This is a genomic window from Bacillota bacterium (assembly GCA_012518215.1).
Classification (GTDB): Bacteria; Bacillota; Dethiobacteria; order DTU022; family PWGO01; genus JAAYSV01.
Window position 1 is genome coordinate 170,332 of sequence record JAAYSV010000049.1, and the last position, 21,312, is coordinate 191,643.

18 protein-coding genes are annotated in these 21,312 nt (G+C 49.5%); 4 read left to right on the top strand and 14 right to left on the bottom strand.

Annotation, left to right across the window (positions count from 1 at the left end):
* Positions 1 to 1,154 precede the first annotated feature (1,154 nt).
* The 6 genes from GX364_08430 to GX364_08455 form a co-directional block, all read right to left on the bottom strand.
* Entirely contained in the window at positions 1,155 to 2,012 is an 858-nt protein-coding gene (locus GX364_08430) for an NAD(P)-dependent oxidoreductase (protein NLI70872.1), read from the bottom strand.
* A 166-nt stretch (positions 2,013 to 2,178) separates the two neighbouring features.
* A complete protein-coding gene (locus tag GX364_08435; GenBank protein ID NLI70873.1) occupies positions 2,179 to 2,940 on the bottom strand; it encodes an N-acetylmuramoyl-L-alanine amidase in 762 nt (253 codons plus the stop codon).
* A gap of 85 nt (positions 2,941 to 3,025) precedes the next feature.
* Positions 3,026 to 3,169, bottom strand: a complete 144-nt coding sequence (locus GX364_08440; protein NLI70874.1) for a YvrJ family protein — start codon at positions 3,167 to 3,169, stop codon at positions 3,026 to 3,028.
* A 146-nt stretch (positions 3,170 to 3,315) separates the two neighbouring features.
* The gene (locus GX364_08445; protein NLI70875.1) at positions 3,316 to 3,516 is read right to left on the bottom strand and encodes a DUF2922 domain-containing protein; all 201 of its coding nucleotides are present in this window, start codon (positions 3,514 to 3,516) and stop codon (positions 3,316 to 3,318) included.
* 84 nt (positions 3,517 to 3,600) lie between these two features.
* Positions 3,601 to 3,825 carry a DUF1659 domain-containing protein gene (locus GX364_08450; protein ID NLI70876.1) on the bottom strand — a complete coding sequence of 75 codons (225 nt, stop codon included), beginning with the start codon at positions 3,823 to 3,825 and terminating at the stop codon, positions 3,601 to 3,603.
* Positions 3,826 to 4,145: 320 nt separating this feature from the next.
* Positions 4,146 to 4,748, bottom strand: coding sequence for a hypothetical protein (locus GX364_08455; protein NLI70877.1), 603 nt, complete (start codon positions 4,746 to 4,748; stop codon positions 4,146 to 4,148).
* On the opposite strand from GX364_08455, the gene GX364_08460 reads away from it, so the two are divergent.
* Positions 4,663 to 5,076: a hypothetical protein gene (locus GX364_08460; GenBank protein NLI70878.1), complete on the top strand. Its 414-nt coding sequence runs from the start codon at positions 4,663 to 4,665 to the stop codon at positions 5,074 to 5,076. The two genes, GX364_08455 and GX364_08460, sit on opposite strands and share 86 nt — an antisense overlap.
* Before the next feature lie 350 nt (positions 5,077 to 5,426).
* Here the strand turns inward: GX364_08460 and GX364_08465 are convergent, their stop codons facing one another.
* Positions 5,427 to 5,720: a hypothetical protein gene (locus tag GX364_08465; GenBank protein NLI70879.1), complete on the bottom strand. Its 294-nt coding sequence runs from the start codon at positions 5,718 to 5,720 to the stop codon at positions 5,427 to 5,429.
* 291 nt (positions 5,721 to 6,011) lie between these two features.
* Here GX364_08465 and GX364_08470 point away from each other — a divergent pair, with 291 nt between their 5' ends.
* Together GX364_08470 and GX364_08475 are read left to right on the top strand one after the other, a co-directional pair.
* A complete protein-coding gene (locus tag GX364_08470) occupies positions 6,012 to 7,070 on the top strand; it encodes a hypothetical protein (protein ID NLI70880.1) in 1,059 nt (352 codons plus the stop codon).
* Between the two features lie 300 nt (positions 7,071 to 7,370).
* Entirely contained in the window at positions 7,371 to 7,841 is a 471-nt protein-coding gene (locus tag GX364_08475; GenBank protein NLI70881.1) for a spore coat protein, read from the top strand.
* 190 nt (positions 7,842 to 8,031) lie between these two features.
* Here the strand turns inward: GX364_08475 and GX364_08480 are convergent, their stop codons facing one another.
* The 4 genes from GX364_08480 to GX364_08495 all read right to left on the bottom strand — a co-directional run bounded on the left by GX364_08480 (position 8,032) and on the right by GX364_08495 (position 12,084).
* Positions 8,032 to 9,360 carry a 4Fe-4S binding protein gene (locus GX364_08480; protein ID NLI70882.1) on the bottom strand — a complete coding sequence of 443 codons (1,329 nt, stop codon included), beginning with the start codon at positions 9,358 to 9,360 and terminating at the stop codon, positions 8,032 to 8,034.
* A 23-nt stretch (positions 9,361 to 9,383) separates the two neighbouring features.
* On the bottom strand, positions 9,384 to 10,580 hold the full coding sequence (locus tag GX364_08485; GenBank protein NLI70883.1) for a hypothetical protein: 1,197 nt from the start codon (positions 10,578 to 10,580) through the stop codon (positions 9,384 to 9,386).
* Positions 10,581 to 11,032: 452 nt separating this feature from the next.
* Positions 11,033 to 11,503, bottom strand: a complete 471-nt coding sequence (locus tag GX364_08490; protein ID NLI70884.1) for a GtrA family protein — start codon at positions 11,501 to 11,503, stop codon at positions 11,033 to 11,035.
* Positions 11,504 to 11,547: 44 nt separating this feature from the next.
* Entirely contained in the window at positions 11,548 to 12,084 is a 537-nt protein-coding gene (locus tag GX364_08495; GenBank protein NLI70885.1) for a nitroreductase, read from the bottom strand.
* A gap of 774 nt (positions 12,085 to 12,858) precedes the next feature.
* Between GX364_08495 and GX364_08500 the strand changes: the two genes are divergently transcribed.
* Positions 12,859 to 16,566 (top strand): S8 family serine peptidase, encoded by a 3,708-nt coding sequence (locus GX364_08500; GenBank protein ID NLI70886.1) that lies wholly within the window; start codon positions 12,859 to 12,861, stop codon positions 16,564 to 16,566.
* A 174-nt stretch (positions 16,567 to 16,740) separates the two neighbouring features.
* Here GX364_08500 and GX364_08505 read toward each other — a convergent pair whose 3' ends face one another.
* The 3 genes from GX364_08505 to GX364_08515 form a co-directional block, all read right to left on the bottom strand.
* Positions 16,741 to 18,219: an SH3 domain-containing protein gene (locus GX364_08505; protein NLI70887.1), complete on the bottom strand. Its 1,479-nt coding sequence runs from the start codon at positions 18,217 to 18,219 to the stop codon at positions 16,741 to 16,743.
* A 204-nt stretch (positions 18,220 to 18,423) separates the two neighbouring features.
* A complete protein-coding gene (locus GX364_08510) occupies positions 18,424 to 19,782 on the bottom strand; it encodes an LCP family protein (protein ID NLI70888.1) in 1,359 nt (452 codons plus the stop codon).
* Positions 19,783 to 19,912: 130 nt separating this feature from the next.
* Entirely contained in the window at positions 19,913 to 21,271 is a 1,359-nt protein-coding gene (locus tag GX364_08515) for a UDP-glucose/GDP-mannose dehydrogenase family protein (GenBank protein NLI70889.1), read from the bottom strand.
* Positions 21,272 to 21,312 lie beyond the last annotated feature (41 nt).

Sequence of the window (21,312 nt, forward strand, 5' to 3'; positions counted from 1 at the left end):
AGTAAGTGGTATTGATGTGGGCTTCCTCGGCCGCCTACGTTTTCTTTTTCTTTTTTTATATGTTAGCTTGGCGACTTGGCCGTTCATGGGCCATAGCAAAAGAACGGTTCAGGGAGTTAGTGTGGTCAACCAGGGGATTCTTCGGTCGCCCCAAAAGCAGGGCTCCCTCAGAATGACAGGTAATACACTGTCACATCACGTCGGCAGTCCCGTTTCGCTTCCTCGCCTTCACCGGCTATGGCTGCCATTCACTCCATGTCGCTGTCGCCAACAAATCCGTACGGGGAAAAGCGGGAACCAGTTTATACCGGTACTAAAGTGTGACCGAGGAGGGGATTCTTCGGTCGCCCTTGAAAAACGGGGCTCCCTCCCCTCCCCTGTCATTCCGAGCAAGCGTTGTTTAACAGGAACACTAACATAAAGCTATAGAAAAAATGATGTAGAAACGGTAACACCGGGGTAAAAGAATAGCGCAGCGAGGAATCTGACAGGTTGTACCTTTTCTTTCTCTGGCAGTAGGGTAAGGGGTGCTTGAGGAGGGGATTCTTCAGGAACTGAAGCTCTCTTTTGAGGGTATGCGAAAATATAAAACCCAGGAAATAGCTTCTACCCTGAGTAAGTGGTATTGATGTGGGCTTCCTCGGCCGCCTACGTTTTCTTTTTCTTTTTTTATATGTTGGCTTGGCGACTTGGCCGTTCATGGGCCATAGCAAAAGAACGGTTCAGGGAGTTAGTGTGGTCAACCAGGGGATTCTTCGGTCGCCCCAAAAGCAGGGCTCCCTCAGAATGACAGGCAATACACTGTCACATCACGTCGGCAGTCCCGTTTCGCTTCCTCGCCTTCACCGGCTATGGTAACCACTCACTCTATGTCGCTGACGCCAACATATCCGTACGGAAAAAAACAGAAGCCTAGGAACCAGTGTATAGCGATGGTAGGCTGTGTACGAGAAGGGGATTCTTCGGCCGCCTGCGGCTCCCTCCCCTCCCTTGTCATTCCGAGCAAGCATTGTTTAACAGGAACACTAACATGAAGCTACAGAGATAAATATGATATAGAAATGGTAACACCAGAGTGAAAAAATAGCGCAGCGCGGAATCTCGGGTAATAACAGGCGTTACTGATGCCTTTTTCCTTTAAACAACCAAGAATCTCAACCGGCCAACCCGGTATCATGAATCAGGCATTCTTTCAGTGCATCCCTCCAGCAAGGAATACTTTTGACGCCCATCATGTAGGGCAGGATGGCACTTCTGATCACATTGTTCGGAGGGAGGGATTGCCGTTTTCCAGTCGTCTCATGAAGAAGCCCTGTATCCAGTCCACCTGCCTCCAGCACGGCAGCGGCAAACTGGTAGCGTGATGCATAACCGGTACTGCCGACATGATATGTTCCATAGTTGTCGGTCCCAATCAGAAAATTTACAATTTCAGAAACATGGATGGACCAGGTCGGATTGGTAAACCTCCCCGGGCTCACATAGATCTGTTCGCCCCGGGCTGCCATTCTCCATATCGGGGTTAAAATATTTTCCCGGGCAGATTCGTTGTGGCCAAAAAGAGGGGGAACCCTCAGTATGTAATACTCTTCCAGATTGTTCCTTATGTAATGTTCCCCCCAATATTTGGTCCAACCGTATGCACAGTTTGGTTTGGGAAAGTCAAATTCGTAATACCCTTCCCTTTTGGTGCCGCTGAAGACCAGATCGGTACTTATGTACACCAATCTTGCACCGTTCCGTGCTGCAGCCATTGCAACATTACGCGTCCCAAGCGCATTCACCTTGAAGGCCTCCCGTGGGTTCTCCTCACAAAACTTCTCATCCCTGTATCCGGCAAGGTGGATAATTACCTGCGGCTTCATATCCCCGATAATTTCCGCCACCTTCTCCTGCGAAGTGACCGGAAAATCGAATCGCCCCCCCAACCCCCGGCAGTTGTTGTTGGCAGAAAGCACCTTCATCATCTCGGATCCCAGAAAACCACTACTCCCCGTTACCAGAACTTCCAACTTCCGCCCTCCTTCCTCACCTGACAAAAAAACATTGTTTGATCCCTGGAGGGAAATTAAACATATGTTGTTCATTCTGTTTTGATGCCGCCCAATCCTTCAGGCAGGCCATTCCTTTTGCTGGTCGGCCTGCCTTTCTATTCCTTCAAACACTGTCCGGGACATTTCATGATATCTTTTTTGTATGGATGAAAGCATCCGTGAACCCTGCATGGCGTGCCCTATCGAGGCACCGCTGTGCATTTTCAAGGTAAGCGTAAGCACCGACCTGGACCGTGTAAAGCTGACCATCCCCCGCAGACTTGCTTTCCACCGCGCCGCCACCATTCACGTTTCGGGGCTGCTGCGGTCCGGCTGTATCTGCTTTCTTTCCTTCAGTTATCGTGGCTATTCCCGTCAGATATTCACGGATACCTGCCACCACCCCGCCGGCCAGGGCTTCGACAAAGGGCGGCTCCCTCCACAGACGCGCCTCCCTTTCGCAATCGATGAACAAAGACTCGATCAACACCGCCGATGTCCTGTTGTGCCTTAACACATAGAAAGCCGAATGTTTCCGCCCCCGATCACGAATTTCCCATCTTGAAAGAACAGCCATCACATTCTCGTGGAGAGCATCGCGCAGCTTGACTGAAGGATCCCTGGCCCCCAGCCCCTGGTAGATGTATGACTCGAATCCATGGCCCCCGCCGGCATTGACATGCAACGAAACAAAAAGGTCGGCCTCGGCACGGCTGCAGATCGACACCCTGTCTTTCAAGGAAACGAAGATGTCACTTTCCCTGGTCAGCAAAACCTTGGCTCCCTCCAATTTCTCGGCCACTCTCAGCGCCAGTTTCAAATTAAGGTCCTTCTCTCTCAGCCCGTTGGCCACCGCGCCGGGGTCGCGTCCCCCATGCCCGGGATCCAGTACTACTGTAGGTTTCATTTTCTTCCTCCTGTCTACTTGTATTTGATGCCCGGCAACACCCTGCCAGTATCATTTGTTGTCTGCGCGGAACATTGCCGCGCGCTCACAATTGCGAACGTATCGCCTCGGATAAAGATCTGATACTTTCGGTCAACGTTTCCAGTTTCCCTTCCAACCGCACGAGCAGATAGATACTTATGGCTACGGGAAAACCTACATTGCCGATCAATACCAGTACGTCCTCCATTCATTTTCTCCCCTTTCCTCTTTGTTTCTGTCTGAAAACAACAACGATGATTGGCCTCCCATCTTTTTTGAAGCCCGGGGAAAGTGCCCCGTTGGAAGCCTCTGAATCGGCAACCCGGTAACACTTTCCCCCGGGCAATGGCATGATTAGAACTCGACAAGCGTTTCAACTTGACGGTCCACTATCTGCGCCCTTACCTTGCTGATAATATCGCCCCCGGTGGTATTGAAAATATTGGCATCCAACACCTCATCCATGGCCGCCGAAACCTCGGCAGCTTCCAGATCTGTCTGGGGGTCAGCAACAGACAGAGTCGTGTTCCGACCCTGGGCATTGCGAAAAACCATCTGCAGCGTTCTGCTCAACCTGCACACCTCCTTCCTCCCTCGGGGAAATTCTACGGTCTTCCTCCACAGAGGAAAAACCTGCTACTACTCCTCGAACAACTTGCTCTCATCAACACGAATCACCTTGTCCAGGTCATGTATCTGCAGAGCAGAGAAGTTCTGCGCAACGTTGTAAATATCTTCGTTGTCAGCATCGGTCTTGACATTCGAGTAGGTGCGGGTTCTCAAGATAGGTTTTCCGCCATCGTCATACCCGTGGATCAAAACCATCTGCAGGCGAGTTGATGCCAATTCGGTATTAACCGCCATTTCTTCACCTCCTTTCAGGGGTCATAAGGTGCACCTTCATCCATGGACACCCACATCTTAGCCCCGCCCACCGATGACAGCAAAAGACCGCTCCCTGCGATCCAGGTGGCCACTGGCCAACGGCTATCTTGCAAGCAAGCAAGAGCCATCATTTTTTGCTGTAGAAAAACTGAAAGTCGGCATTCCATTGAAGGTAAATACCAATGTTTCGCGGAATGCTTCTCGCCGCAATTTATCGTAAAAAAATAGCCGGGAATCGGAGATCCCGGCATTTCATGAGGATTTTTTATTTGGAGGTTTTTACAAGAAAATGCCCGTTTCTAGATGGCAAAATTGTGGCGCCCGATCTTTTTGATCACCTTGCGGGTAAAGATCCATTCTGATGTCGCCCGATGCGGATTGTAGTAGTAAAGAGCCCCGCCGGTAGGATCGACACCTTTCACAGCCTCTTCCACTGCCCGGTAAGAAGTCTCGTCCGGTTCCAGCCAGAACTGCCCGTCTTTCACCGCTGTGAAAGCTTTCGGTTGAAAGATTATCCCCACTATATCATCGGGGAAATCTTTGCTCTTCAAGCGGTTAAGAACCACAGCTGCTATGGCTACCTGACCATCGAAGCTCTCTCCGCGGGCCTCGCTGTAAACTGTTCGGGCCAACAGAACGCGTTCTTCTTGATCCAGTATGTAAACTGCATTTCCCAATTCGATTTCCTCCCGAGTTTCCTCCGGAGGAACCGTTTTGCCGATAGCGCTCTCTCCCTCCAATAGCACCCCTACATCTTCCCCCATCTTCAAGTCGACCGGAGATGCATACAGATAAATAAGGGGTAAAAAGGGGGCAATGGAAAGCGTCATCAGAGCAATCATTTTATGCAGAAACCCATGCAAAAAAAAACGCTTTTTACAGCTCACCGAATCTTCCTGCATTGTTTCTTCTACTCCCTTTTTTTATTTCTCCGGTCATGGAGATTATTTTAACCACTTTTTTTTTATTTATAAATTTATTATTGGTATATTTTGGTTAATTTTGGCCCTGGCAGGCAGTATCGGCGGCCCTGTTTCCACCGTATTTCCATTTCTGGTTTTTTTATCAGTCATTCAGGGCTGTGGGGATCTGGGGTACGGAAAAAGACAAAAGCAGGAACCAGTTTATGGCAATGGCAAGGTGTGTACGAGGAGGGGATTCTTCGGTCGCGGCAAACTACAGCCGCTCTCTCAGAATGACAGGTTGTACCTTTTCTTTCTCTGGCAGTAGGGTAAGGGGTGCTTGAGTAGGGGATTCTTCGGTCGCCCCAAAAGCAGGGCTCCCTCAGAATGGCAGTACTGGAAAAACAGTCGTGCGGAATGACACAATAGCGGGAAAGGAGTGCGGCGACCTCCCCCCCTGTCATTCCGAGCAAGCGGTCTTTAACAAAAACACCAACATGAAGCTATGGAGAATAATGATGTAGAAACGGTAACACCGGAGTGAAAGAATAGCGCCGCGAGGAATCTGACAGGTTGTACACCCCCCTTCCTCGGTAGTCAGGTAAGTGGTCTATACGTGGGGGTTCTTCGGTCGCCTGCGGTCCCCTGAGGAATGACAGTATAATTGAGGGCGGTTTTTTATTTCTTTTTCTTTCTGAACAGGGAAAGCCCGCCGAACCCGCTGATAATGGCGATATAAAATCCAAAATCATACCACCAACCGGTATTGATCGCTTCATAGACCCTGATATCCCGATTGAACAAAGAGATAATCAAGGAAACAGGGGCGATCCAACCATGCCAGACCCCCCAAAAAAATCCCGCCGGTTTCATAACACTGCTGCTCCCATCCCCGGGTATGCAGCCCCCGCATACCAGGAAAATCAGGATCAATGCGGCAACGAACGAAAACACGCCTATTTTCCTGCCCATCCTCTTTTCCCTCCCTGTTCCGCTTATGTCCCTAGTATAAAATTATTGATCGTCATGGTCAACCTGGTCGGTCAAGGAAGGTTGGAAGTCAGGCTACCCATGTTCAAACCGGAAACGCCGCGGCCCCTGCCAAAAAGCAGAACAATCAGTAGACAGGGTTCGGGATATTGAGTATAATTCGCTTTGAAATAGATTTGAATCCCATAAATTCAAATCCGCCATCAATCAGGGAGATATTCAGCAAATGGTTCCCCGGAATAAACCTGGAAAACGAAAAGTGGCTGGTAAGTTATGAAAATTGGCGCCAGAACAATCAAAACGGGCCTGGCAGTTGCCCTTACCTTTTTTCTGACAAACCTTCTGGAGTCCAAACTCGGTACCCCGCAATATGATATATCGGGGATAGCGGCCATTACTGCCGTGATCGGCATGCAGCCCTCCATCAGAGGCACCCTTGATACTTTCAAAAACAGGATCATCGCCACCATCATCGGTACCCTGATGGCTTTTCTGATCGGCCTGTCCCTGGGTATGAATCCCCTGTGGATCGGCCTGGGCAGTATCATCATCGTTCTGGTCTGCTTGAAACTGGGGCTGCATGGTAGTATCCGTTTCGCCCTGGTTACATTATGTGCCATCGGCGCTTATGATGATTTTCTGGTCGAAGGTGCACTCTATCGGGTTCTGGGCATGTTTATTGGTATCATCATCTCCACTGCTCTGAATATCTTTATCATGCCCCCGGATTACACCGATAGCTTGAAAGACAAAATCGGTATTTTGAGTGAGAAATTCGGAAAGTTGTACCGCACCGCTATCGAGGACCTGTTGCACGAGGAAAAAACAGAAAAAGAAATGATCAAAAGAAAGAGGCAGATCATCAGGGATGAACTGGATGAAACCCGGGAATTGTACAACCTTCTCAACGAGGATATTTCCTCCAGGGACAAGCCCGCCCTGCAAGGGTTCAAACGATCCATAAACGCCATCCAATCAAACCTGGATCGGCTGATGGCCATACACAGAAGTATCGTCTTCATGCCGGACAGTGAGGCTTACCTGGGGATCAGGAAGGAATTGTACGAATACCTGGATGACCTGTTAACACTGCATCGCAAAATATATGACCGGATCATATCAGGCGGGGAATTCTGTTATCCGGAAAATAATGATTTCACTGCCTCTTCTGAAAACTTGAGAAAAAATATCGTCTGGTTGATAAAAGAAACCGATGATGAAGCAGTTTTTGAATTTTACAATATTTTTTTTGAAGGCATGCGCATCCATGAAAAGTTGAATCAGCTGCTGGAAGAATTCGATCTGCCGGGAGAAACCGTACGGGCATCATGATCAATCAGGTATGATCAAAAAGTTGGGAGGAATTCACCCGGGTCTTCCCGTTTATTGCATTTGTAGAAACCCATGCACTTGATGCTTGAAATCAACAAGCCTTCTTCTCTCTCCCACACGAAAAACTCCCGTAGCCACGAATATTACTACGATCCTTTTATTCTGCATGGCAAACCCCGTTTATTGATTTGCCATCCATCAATTCGTAAATAGCAACACAAAGTTAAAAACAATTTGATATCATGCAAACTTGAATATTTAAAGATAGATAATGGCAAGATTATATTGGAGGTGATCATCTTGGCACTACAATTAACTGCCAAAGAAAAAATGTTACTGGAAGATCAGAAAGCACATGAAGAACTGTGTATCCAGAAATACCAGAATTACTCAATGCAGGCCAGTGATCCGGAGTTGAGACAGCTCTTTGCCTCTCTGGAGCAGAAGGAACAGGAACATCTCAATTCCATCAACCAGATACTGGCCGGTCAGATCCCCGATCTCCAGCAGAGCCAATCGCCCGGACAACAGATGCCACCCGCCCAGCAGGAGGCAATGCAGGGAGCGATGTCCAGTCAGAAAGACAGTGCCCTGTGCACAGATATGCTGTCCACGGAAAAATATGTTTCCGGAACCTACGACACCACGATCTTTGAATGTACCGACACCAATGTTCGCCAGGTATTGAACCATATCCAGAAAGAAGAACAGGAGCATGGAGAACAGATCTACAACTACATGCACAGTAGAGGGATGTACAATCCCCGGTGAGAATATTTTCCCGGATCCGGTCTTGAAGAAGTTTCCGGGCAGGAACAGCAACACTATTTCCCATCACGAAATGCTCTCATCCACACTATTTCGGGTGAGAGCATTTTTATCCCCAACGGCAAGACAACCCGAGGCTGCCGAAACAGGTGAAACCACCGCACTGCGGCCGCCACCAGGTCCAGGCATTTGTTCAGTTCAGCATCTTTTTTATTCTCCTGAAAACAAAAGAAAACCCTCTTCTTGTAAACGTGAACGGCCAGACAAGCATACGATTCCATTTCATCTTCCGTTTCCGGTCTTTGATCATGGCTGAAACTTCATGCCGATCTTCCAGAAGATAAAATGATCTGGCTTTCCTCAATCTTGTTTCAATATTGTTTTGCGTCCTGAGATCCGGAAATTGATAATCATGATCGTTGAAATTCTGTTCATCATAGGGCCACATCCACCCGCTATTCTTGCAAAAATTCAAGCCAGTATAAAACTTTGTCTTATGCCTGCAGTCAACAGTCTGCCCCTCCATGATCCTTCTCACGGGCAACCGTTCCATTTCGATAACACCATCCCCGGACGCATCACTTATCAGTTGGTCGCCTCTCTCCGTGCGTGTGATCACCACCGAGTAGCCTCGCCAGAGGTCATCCCCGGTTATCCCCCAGGGGTCGCCCACCACCAGATCGCTGCATATATTCATCTGGTCATAGCAGAGGATACAACGGTAGGATTCATAAATCATTTTCAAGTCATGGCGTCTCTGCTTGTTCAGTTTGTACACCCCGCGGTCTGTATATACACCGACATTGCCGGGCCAATTCCCCACTGTTTTATCTCTAAAACGGAAACCGATGATCGGTTCGTCTTCACCACATCTTGACTGTTCGATCAGGTCATCGATCATGTACCCGCTATTCTGTCCGGCACAGACCAGCCCGATTGTGTACAGGGGCAGTTTCAGATGCGAGTGGTTCTTCCTGATTTTCAAGATGCTCTCCGCCTGGCATCCCAGAACAACCGCCGCCATATCTTTGCCATGAGCTTGCCCCAGAACCGTTTCAATTACCGGGGATTGCGCATAGTAGGAACCGGATCCGGCGATGATCTCCGCTCTGGATGTGGCAAAGAATGCCTCCGGCCTCCGGGCCTCGCTGTTGAAGCGGTTGACCACCGCGCCATCGATGGTACCTTTATCCAATAGATAGCATAACAGGGCCGTGACCACCCCCCCGCTCTGAGATGACTGCCTGATATTCTTGTCCACCGCATACCCCATGTACCCACCCAAGCATTCACCATGAAATGGATCGATCCCTTCGGCAACAGGAAGCTCCTCCCTGCCATTGCTGGGGCATATATCAACGCAGACACCGCAGTTCCGGCAACGGTGGTCATCAACAACAGCACACAGGTATCCGGAAGCATTCTCTTTCATCGAGATCGCATCGGTGGGGCAGATGGCTGCGCAGGCACCGCAGGCTGTACAGAGCGCCTGTTCAACAATAAAACTGATATTTTGCTTCATTTCTATTCCCCTGAAATAAGGATTTATTTCTGAAACATGATTCCGCCAATTTTCATCAATTGATCGTGGATTCCCCGCTGCCTGGATCTGATTGTTTCACGTTCTGCGGGAGCTGCTTCCCAGAATTCTTTGAACAAGTTCAGAAGTTTTTGAGAACTGCAATCATGATTGGAGATCAACCACCGATCCTGCCCATACAGACGCAGCAATTCTTCATACTTGTAATGCCACCCCAAAACCAATGTTGGCACACCGCATGACAATCCCGCCACACAGGAATGATAGCGGCTGGCAACCAGCACTTCGCTACCGGCAATCAGCGATTTGATTTCCGTACTGCACATCTCCTTTACATCCGGAACAACGACATTCGCGGGACTGTCCACCAGGCGACAGATTTCGGCAGCCATGTCGATGTCATTGCATTGCTGGCTTTCCGGGTATTCATTTGGAATCAGATAGACTTTTTTCTGCAGGACATCAACCATGTAATTGATCAATCTGACCATACAATCAATGTAAGGTTCTTTCGCTCTCCACTGCCTCTCGATCTGAAAACTGACCGATATGCCGATATATTTATCATCTTCGGCAACGGGGACGGGGCAGGACATCAGATTGGCAAGATCGGGGGAAACCGGGATATCTTTCTTGATCCCGGCACGATCTACCATCTGCCCGCGGCTCTCCACTTCCCGGGCAATGATGACATCAAAAATCCATCTGGCGGCAAATCGAGCCTGCAAACGGTTGGAGCGGGATTCAATCGGGCCGTAACTGGCCGGGCATTTCACGGTCCTGGTTCCATACATTCTGGCAATGAAACTTACTGAAAATCTGCCTATGACACCTTTTATCGCTTTCAGCAGCCCGGTTTTTCCGGTGTCCAGATTGTCACAAAAACAGATACCCAATAAATCAGCAACCACATCAGCTGTGCGGATATCTTCCAGAAAGCGTAGTCTTGCTTCATCGTGCGGCTTGAAACCCATTTTATATTTGAATGCATCGATCAGGATGCGCGGCGTGTTGGAGAGATAGGGGATCTGATGGATGGTAAAGTTCATATCCCGCGTGGCTGTTTCCCTGAGCTTTGTAAACTGATAGTAGATAATTTCCGCTTTGTCATCGATCTTGTGGATCAGTTGTTCCACCCCATGTAACAATGAGGGGCCACCAAAATTATCCCCGGCTATTACTCCACATAGCAAGACTTTCATGGGACCAGTATTGCCTCCTTCATCTCAACAATACTATTGTATTATCTTCCTTAGTACAGAATATCTTATACCACCTGGCGCCAGCTAGGCAATACTGCACTTGACTTCCATTGCAATAATGCCGTAACATATGTTAAAAATATACAATCTTTATACATGACCATATATGTTCGGTTCAGCATTTCTTTCTTATTCAAACACGAATTTTCAGGCGCGAAGGATTAAAAAAACTTGTTCAAATTATCCATCTCTTGAATGAAAATTCCGATTGAATCAACGAACAAGTTCCTATGTAGATGAAAGAACAATGTAGGAGGCCTTTCTTCTTTTTTGTTGTTTATTTTTTTTGGCCGCAAAAATATTGTATTATTTAAAATATCAACCATTGTTACCCTGTATCTTGGGAATATTCCCCCCCACCCGAGCAGAAGAACCTAAATTCACGGCGTAAACTAACCGCAATGCCGCTTCTTCAGTTTTTCCATCTCCTTCTGGCCTAGGATATTGGTGTTCATCGTCTTCCTGTAAACCACGAAACGGCAAAAAAGGTATTCCGTGGTCAGGTTGACCAACATGGTGCCCAGCAGGACAACATATTCATTCCAGCCCAGTTTGGTCAGGGCATCACCCCACCATGTTGACAGCGGGGTGAAAACCAAATAAAACCCGGCCACCTTGAGCATGGCTATCGGCACATTTGCCGCAGATTTGAAGGTGAAATGACGGTTCAGGGTAAAATTGTAGAGTACCGAAAGAACAAGAGCAACAAGATAACTGGGCCAGTAAACCAGGCGGACAACGCTGAAGAGTATCGTAAATGTTGTGAATTCAATGATTCCCGCAGAAGCAGAAAAAAGTGTGAATTTGATGATCTGGATTACATTCTGCCTGGCACTTAGCTTGACCGGCAATTCATCTTTCATCGATTGTTCTTTCATGATCGAGTTGAACCTTTCTCCGTTGAATTTCAATAAAGCGGTGCCCCCCACTTTTCTTTGAAGACGATCTCTTCCAGTTTCTTGCGGGGCCGCGCCGGGGGTTCACGATCGCCAACACCTAGTGGGGTCATGGCCACCACCTTGTAGGGTAGGGGAACACTGCAAACAGCACGCGCCTTTTCTTCATCGAACCAGGCCACCCAGCAGGTACCCAACCCTTGCGCATGAGCGGCCAGCATCAACTGCTGCATGGCAATCCCCGCGTCAAGCAGGTAGTATTCCTTCCCGTCTATCTGTCCCGAAGCCGCGGGATCGGCACACAGGACAATGACTACCGGGGCTTCAGCGATGGCCCTCACTGCCGGGTTACTATCGTGAAGGGATTCTGACAGTGCCTTTTTTTTAACCTCATCACGCACGACGATGAAACGCCAACACTGCATATTCTTCCAGGAGGGAGCCACCCGGGCGGCATCAAGAACAAGGCCCAGTATCTCCTCCTTTACCTCGTCTTTACGGAAACGGCGTATGCTGCGTCTACTTTGCAACGCTTTTAGGACATCCATGGAAAATCCTCCTCATGATTCAGGGCCTGTATCCCCTGTTATTTATCTATCAATTATAACATACTTGCCAAATCGGAGACTGCCCGGGGCATCGCCGATAGGTTGCCAATAAAAGATCTCGTATTCTGATTCCTGATTTTTGTCTTTTCCAATATCTCATATGCGGCGTAGGCAATAGCGAAATAAAAGAGTATAGTACTGTCATTTCGAGTGAGCGGCTGTTTTTCTACTCCCTGTCAGATTCCACGCTGCGCTATTCTTGCCAGCCAGGGGCAGGCGTTCTTTCAAGCATTATATAACAGCGTAACGCCTGCGTAGTGCAAAAGACCGCTTGCTCTGAATGACAGCGTAAAAGCCCTGACGGCTGGAGTAAAGTATTGCGACATCAACACCGCATTCATCAAGCACAACGCCTCCCCCTTGCCCGAGATTCCACGCTGCGCTATGCTTACCGGCAAAGGCCGGTGTTCCTGCATTTCTTTACCCCAAAAGCATAACGATTGTATACCAAGGAAAAACCGCTTGCTCTGAATGACAACATTAAAGCATGCTTCCAGCCTAATGGAGAAAAACCGCCCTACCTGTCATTCTGAGGGAGCCGCAGGCGGCCGAAGAATCCCATAGTTGATTATAGGCGATAGGTTGCCAATAAAAGGTCTCGTGTTATTCGTGCACAGGTGCTATAATTCAAGTAAGAACATTTGTACTCAAAACTACAATTATTCTACTGTTGAAAATTTTTAAAACTGCCATGTGAAAGGGGGAAGCGAACAGATGAAGAGAGCGCACCAAAGATTCAAAGCAGTTTTGCTGCTTTGTATGTTTCTACTCTTGCCTTCCCCTGGTGTAATAGCAGAAGGAACCGAGCATGCCAGGATCATATTGAATGATACGGCGTACATAAGTCCCGAGATAGCCGCATCAGTTGTCAATGAACCGGGCAAGCCCGTGGAGGCATTGATTCTCCTGAAAGAACAGGCCGATACGCATGGCACTGCCAAAATGGCCAGGAACCTCATGGAAAGAACTTTGCGCATTCCTGCCGACCGGCAGCAGATCAAATCTTTCTGCCGCAAGGCCGTGGTGAGATCATTGCAGGATGTTGCCGAAAGCACTCAAGGGCCACTGCTCGGCCACCTGAATCTGGAAAAATTACTGGGCCGTGTCATAAACCTGAAAAGTTTTTACATCGTCAACATGATCTACATCGAGGCGCACCCTGCGGTGATAGTGGCCCTCTCCAAAAATCCTGCCGTCAAATCCATACTGCCGAACACATCCTTTGAATTGCAGGAATCGGAAATTGCCGGGAAGGCCATCCCCGCGGAAGAGATTGCGCCATCAGCCCAAACCGTCGAATGGAACATCAGAAGAATCAGGGCTGACGAGGTCTGGGAACAATTCGAGGTGACCGGTGAAGGCGTTGTCGTGGGCGTCATCGATTCCGGCGCTTACTGGCAGCACCCGGCTCTCAAAACAAAATATCGCGGTTACAATCCAGACAATCCCTCCAAGCCCGATAACGAATACAACTGGTATGATGCGGTATACGGTACCTCCGCCCCAAACGATTGCTTGAATTCTTCACATGGCACGCATGTTACCGGGATAATCGTTGCCTCGACGGCAACAAATATATACGGGGCAGCCCCGGGAGCCCGCTGGATAGCCGCCAATGCCTTCAAAACCGACGGAAGTTCCAGCCCATTATATTGTATCGATGCCGCTCAGTACATGCTGGCTCCTAGAAGCGAGGGAGGTCTACCCGATCCGAGCATGGCTCCGGATATTCTCAACTGTTCGTGGGGCATGGTTCCCGATGGCGAGCAAACACTTGATGAATGGTTCAGGCCCATGGTGCTGAATTTACGTTCGGCGGGCATCCTGCCCGTATTTGCCGCAGGAAATGCCAAAAACCCACCCGCAAGGGCCTCCTCCATTCATTCACCGGCGATGTACCCTGAAAGCCTCTCCGTCGCCGCTGTCAACAACCAGAATGTGAGAGCAAGTTTTTCCAACCGGGGCCCGGCAATCCATTATCCGGGGGTAATCAAACCCGACATTTCCGCCCCCGGGGTGGGGATCTATTCCACATTCAAGAATGGCAACTATGGATCAAAAGATGGAACATCCATGGCGACTCCACATATAGCAGGTACCGCAGCATTGATACTGTCTTACAGACCCACGCTTGCTGTAGATGAACTGGAGGATATGATCAGAGAAACGGCCATTCCTCTGACCGGCGGTGCCGACACCGATTCACCCAACCATGGCTACGGGTATGGCCTGGTCGATGCCTATGCAGCCATCAAAGCATTGGGCTGGATAAAAGACCCCAACCTTGAAGCTGCCATCCGTGAGGAATTGGGTATTCCGGAATCAAAGGATATAACCATTGAGGACCTGGAAGAGCTGTCAATGCTGATTGCTACCGGAAAAGGCATCAAAAACCTGGACGGCTTGCAATATGCCATCAATCTGGAGCAGATAGATCTTTCCGGTAATGAAATTACCGATATTGCACCGCTGGTAAGCAACAGCAACAGCGGGGGGCTTGGCCATGGTGATGAAGTTGACCTCCGTAACAATTACCTGGATCTGAGTGAAGGAAGCAGAGCCAGGGAAGATATTGACGCGCTGGAAGCCAACGGGGTTGACGTCATGTATGATCCGCAAAAACAGCCGATCCTTGGGAAGATGTCCCCCCCCGAGTGGGATGGACGCAAAATAAAGTGGAACAAAATCAACTTTGCCGATCACTACAGGTTGAAATTGTACAAAGACAATATCGAGGTTTTTTCAAAAATCTTGAACAACGAATCTCCGGCTGAATATGATATGGCAGGAAAAATAGATGATTCCGGCCACGGGCATTATACCGCCACCATACAGGCCGGGGGAGATGGCAATCCGTGGATAACGGGCGAACCTTCGGACCATTCGGCCAAATTGAAGATCATCGCTGTGCCCGATGCAAACCTTGAAAATCTGCTGAAAATTATCACAGGAATCGATAAAGGCGGTATCAGCGACACCGACATGGCCGGACTGACACAGATCAATTACACCGACAAAAACAAAAAAATCAGCGACCTCACCGGTATTGAATATGCCGTAAATCTTGTTTACATCAAGCTGACCGATCAGAATATCGGCAATATCAGCCCGCTCGCCAGTCTGACCAACCTTCTCTATCTCAACCTTGACAACAACAACATCTCCGACATTTTTCCGCTGGTTATAAACAGCGACGCGGGAGGGTTCAAAACAGGGGGCGACAAGCCGAAAATTTCCCTGAAAAACAACTGCCTGTCACTAGATTCCAGCGGACAGACGATGAACTACATCAACCTGCTCGTTGAACGCGGCATAGAGGTCGATTACATTCCCCAGAGGAAAATAGCTGTTGACTCTGTCACCCTTGACCGCGAAACCCTGGAATTGATGCAGGGCGATACAGCGGTACTGCTTGCAACCATTCATCCCCAAAACGCCAGCAACAAAGAGGTTACCTGGTCCACCAAAAATTCTGCCGTGGCCAGAGTTGACCAATTCGGAAAGGTCGAGGCCATTGGCAGCGGCACGACGAAGATAACGGTTAAATCCGAGGATGGCGGTCATGAAGCAATTTGCACCGTGGATGTGAGTCCCGTGGCCAATAATGGCGATCCTTTGAAGGTCACTTTCCATGACCCTGCTGACAATGAAAGAGATGTCCCGATCAACAAGATAGTGACCGTCGTCTTCAACAAGGATATCAAGCAAGGCGGGAATTATGACGGGATCATGTTGAAGGAAATCAACCAACCCGATCAGGCGATCGCGTTGACCAAAGAAATAGAAGGCCGGAAGATCTTCCTCACCCCTGTTGAAAAATTGAAGTATGGCAATACAATTTATGAACTATCTTTCCCCGTCGGGGCTGTTGAAGATAGCACCGGGAAGAAAAACCCCGCTTTCGAGATTTCTTTCGAGACTCCGCGGTGGCCAATCCGGGTGGAAAGTGTCTCCCTGAACGCCTCACATCTGAAACTATTTTGCGGAGGCGCCACCGCCACCCTGGTCCCCATCGTAAAACCTGACCATGCCTCCGATTGGGAATGCCGGTGGGAGTCAAGCAATCCGGAAACGGCGACGGTGACCAGCGATCGCGCCAGAAACGGGATCATCACCCCCCTGGGTACCGGTTCGACATACATCACGGCCATAATTTCCGATCAGGGGGATGAGCATAGAGCCACCTGTATCGTGGATGCAATCAAATTCGGGGATGTCAACGGTGATGGCAAGGTAGAGGTCGGCGATGCCATAATCCTTCTGCGACATATAGTGGGGCTGAACACCCTCACCGGCCCCTACGAACTGGCAGGGAAAGTAAACGGAGAACCGGAAATTTCCGTCAGCGATGCTATCAGCGTCCTGCGCTACATCGTGCAGCTAATTTCGCAATTTCCGGCCGAGGTTGAAATGTGCAATTGATAGAAATTTGCAACCTCTCGCCTCATCTGCACCCCTTGCAAACACACGGCCCGAAAATTGCCCGTAACAGAAACTGAAATTTTTGCTACCCGGGTTCCATCATTGAAAAATTTGCCGATAAAAATGGTCCGCTTCGTTCCACAGGCCATCCGGTTCAACCGTCTCCCGCCAACACTACCAATCAATGATGGCATACTTGCCCAGGATCCAGCAGTCTCCGCTGCCTCCCTCGTAGTTTATCTTGTACCAGAGATCATTATTCCCCGTCTGGATCTTCTCGATGATAATCCTGGTGCCAAAGTCCAGGCTGTCCTTGACCTGGCTGGCGGTCGAGGGTGCAGAACAGACATTGAGCGTTGATGGGGGTCTGTCGGTACGGTACCACTCATCAAGAAAGACAGCTCCCCGGGGTTGGGTAGTCAGCTCTACATAATATCCGTGAGCCCACCCTTCATGGCCCGGTACTTTGAGCTTGTACCAGTTCTGGCCATTGGACAGGCGCACCATTCCCAGGATCGTAACTTCCGTACCATTTTCCAGGGTAGTCACCACATCATGGCCGGTCCCCGCGCCGCTGCGTACATTCAGGTGAGATCGAGCATCGACGTTGCAAACACGCCCACCATTGTATGTTTTCTGTAGCATATGGTACTGGCTATGGGGCAGCAACGACTCCATGATATTGGCGATCTTGACCCTCCACATCGGATCCGTGGCATATCTGGTGTTCATGCCGTCGAGGTTGGGCCCATGAAAATACTGTCCGCCTTCACTGAGGTAGGCACTGCGAATATATCCGCTGACGTAGATGATACAGTCCGGAACACTGCGGAAAGTCCCTGCATAATTGTACGGGTCGGAATCATAGGCCTTGTAGCCGTAGATATTGTTCTTGTCCCTGGCAATCCTGGATGTACCCCAGGCACTTTCCAGCGCCGCATGAGCCATCAGATAAAGGGCGTTTACCCCCCATGTTTCCTGCGCCCTGATGAAGTCCGAACCCAGATATCTGAAGGGTGAATCAGCCCTCCTTGAGGCAGCCCTGTTCTGCAAAAAGGTAGCGGTTACCTGCGGGTCAGCGGGCACGTCAAGACGCATTATGGCATAGGGCAGCCGTTCCATATAGTAGAAACGGCCCTTGTTGATCAATCGGGAACCGTCTATCAGATAAAAAGTATAATCGTCTTTAACGATGTAATCCCCCACCGGCAAGCTATCAGGTGCAGCAATGATCGGTACCTCAGCCTTCGCGTAGTCAAGGCCGTAAAGATATCCGTTACTTTTTACCCGATGATCGGGCACATGAGCAGGCTCAGGATCAGGACCCGGCGGTGGAGGAGGAGGTGGATCAACTGGTAGCTCTTCGACAATCTGTACAACGTGCCGCAGTATGGTGATGACATCGTTAACATCAACCGCTCCATCCCGGTAAACATCGGCCAGCGCTCTTTGCTCTTCGTCCAGATCGGTTATACCCACGATACTTTGTAGCAGCAGGATAGCATCGCTAACATCGATGCTGCCGTCCCTGTTGACATCACCACAGGCATATTCGCCGGGTGCATCGGCCGACAAGGTTGCCAGCGGCAGGAACGCAAGACAGAATATTGACAATATGGCGAATGCATTGCGGAAAACATGGAATGATTTCAAGAATATGTACCCCTTTCACCTGCAAGCCCTTTTTCTATTCAACTGCATCAAATTGGACAATTGGTTTACATAATACTACCGGTTCTATCTCAATTTCGACATTATTTTCATCAATCCTTTATTTTTCACGTCCGCTCTTTCTGCGTTATGAACTTAATATCATCTGCTTCAGTGTTCAGGAATGTAAAAAGGCCGGGGAAACGGTCAATTGTCATCTTGCGGCTCTTCCCCACCTGGTTCACCCTCGCCGTCTTCCGGCGGGGGCTCATCAATCGGCGGTTGGTCCGGGGATGGTTCATCGGCAGGATCATCCAGTGGTGGGTCATCGGCCGGCGGTGGTTCTTCACGTCCGTTGCCCGGATAATCCGTGTCAAGGCTTTCTTCCGTTTGTTCCGGTTCCTGGGGCTGGGGTTCAAATACCTCCACCGGATCGGGTTCACTTGGCGCAGGTCGGCGTCCCGGCAGGCGTATCTGTGCACGCGCCGGAACGTCAACATTGAAGATCTCTTTTATCAACTTCACTCTCTGCTGCTCGTCGGGCACCATATAATAAACATCGAGTTCCCCGAGAGGTGCAAACTGGCCAATCCCTTCAAAAATATAGCTTTTGATTTTGTCCATATCTATTTCCATGCCGTAGAGTGCCAGCGCCCCTATCTGTGAAACAGTCAGGTTGGTGTCAATATTTGCATTCAGGGATTTGTAGATCTTGGGAATCTGGGTTAGCTTTCCTTTCGCTTTGAGCTGTTTGAAAGCAGCTATCAGAGCATCCTGCTGCCTGTTGGCCCTGCCCACGTCGCCTCCGATAGCCCTGAACCTGACCAGCTCCAGAAATTTCCGGCCATCCAGCAACTGGTACCCCTCGCTGACAACCAATTTGCCTTTCCCGGCCAGGTCCCTGACCGGAACATCAACATCATAGTAAACGCCCCCGATGGCATCAACGATCTCCACCAGGGCATCCATGTCCATGGCGATGTAATAATGAAGAGGAACACCACCCAGAAAATCCTGGATCGTTCTGACCGTGGTTTTGATGCCGGCCAGATGTGGCTCATCTTTACCCGGTTTCTGGTAGCCGTACATGTAAGAATGGTTGATCTTGTCATGGATGTTGCGGCCATGGACCTTCACATAGGTATCCCGGGGTATGCTGGCCATGGAAACGCCTTTGGTCTTGAAATTTATGGAGACGATCATGATCGAATCGGGACGGTAGATGGAGTAGATCCTGTCCCGCGCCTTGTTCCGGTCAAAACCAAGCAGAGCAAAATTGATGATATCCTTGTCGAAATTCTTGGCCACGGCGTTTTCCCAGTCAATGGACCCATTCTGGCCCGATGGCCTGAGAACCTTGGCCGTATCCTGAAAATAGCTGAAGAGAGCCTTTCCGCCAAAAGCTATGGCAGCAACGCAGACCAACACGATGACAATAATATTGAGCGCTTTCCTGTATTTTGCACGCAATTGTCGTCGTTGTTTGATCTTTTTCGGCGTTTTGGCATCGACAAGTTCACTTTGAATGTCTCTTTTTTGCCGATACATTCCACTGTTAACGTTCATGATCTTTCACTTTCTTTCTTTTTTCCGCTTTTTCCTGCAAAAAAAACGGTCGTGAACAAAGTTTAACAGTATTGCATTTTTGAAGGCTATTTCTTAATTTAACTTAAATAATACCGGTTACCCGATGTTATCAACGCCCCATACCCAGGTAAACAAAACCGTGTTCACTCATTTTCGTGGCAGATAGAAAATTACGCCCGTCAACAAAGACCGGGGAACGCATGCTGACACTTATCCGGGACCAGGAAACATGAAGATAAGCGTCCCAATCGGTCAAGAGAAGAAGTGCATCGCTGCCATGCGCCGCCTCCTCCACCGAGGGTACATAAATTATTTCTTGATCCGGAAAACAACGATGGTAATTGCCCATGGCTACAGGGTCATGAGCTTTCACGGTGGCACCCAGGCCAAGTAGCATCTCGATTATTTCTGCGGATGGAGACCCACGCACATCATCGGTGCCGGGCTTGAAGGCCAGGCCCAGTATCCCGACGGTGCTTCCACGCATCGTCGGCAATGTCTGTACCAGTTTTTCCACGATTCTTTCACGCTGTCGGCGGTTTACCTTTACGGCGGAAGAGACCAGAGGCATGGGAAGACTATGTTTCTTTCCGGTGTTGAGGATGGAACAAACATCCTTGGGAAAGCAACTCCCCCCCCAACCCACCCCCGCCTTCAAGAATCCGGGGGCAATTCTTCTGTCCAGACCGATTGCCCCGGCCACCTCATTGATATCCGCCCCGACTTGCTCGGCAAGCTCTGCAAACTCGTTGATAAATGAAATTTTTGTGGCCAGAAAAGCATTGGCGGCGTACTTTGACAGCTCGGCACTCGTTGCAGAGGTTGCCAGAAACGGGGGCAGTGAATAGCCTTCGGGCCGGGGAACAGCACCGGGAGGATCAAATGACTGTTCGATAATCGGGGTATAGAGACTCTGCAGCACATCCACTGCCCTGAAGTCATCGGAACCGACGACAATGCGATCCGGATAGAATGTATCTTGCAAGGCTGACCCTTCCCGCAAAAATTCCGGGTTGGACACAACGATAAAATCTGCCGAAACGCCCCTTTTATCGAGCTCCTCCCCGATAATCGCCTCCACCTTGCGGGTTGTACCGACCGGCACGGTTGATTTGTTCACCACCACCTTCAATCCGGAAGAAGGCAGCAATTTCCCGACATCATGTGCCACCTCCTCCACATACCGCAGATCCGTGCCACCAGCCGGCAGGGGTGGAGTGCCTACAGCAATGATGAACACATCGGGGGGGGCATCAATCTGCTGCAAATCCTCTGTAAAATTCATCCTCGAAGAAGTCTCCCGCAACAATTCTTCCAACCCTGCTTCGAAGATGGTGGCTTCATTGTTCCGGAGCCGATCAATTATCTGCGTGTTTTTATCAACACAGCTTACCTCGTGTCCCAGATATGCCAGGGCCAGCCCGGTGGTAAGCCCCACATAACCGGTGCCGACAATCGCCACTTTCATTTCCCATTCTCTCATTTCATCCGCACCCTTCTTCTACCCAA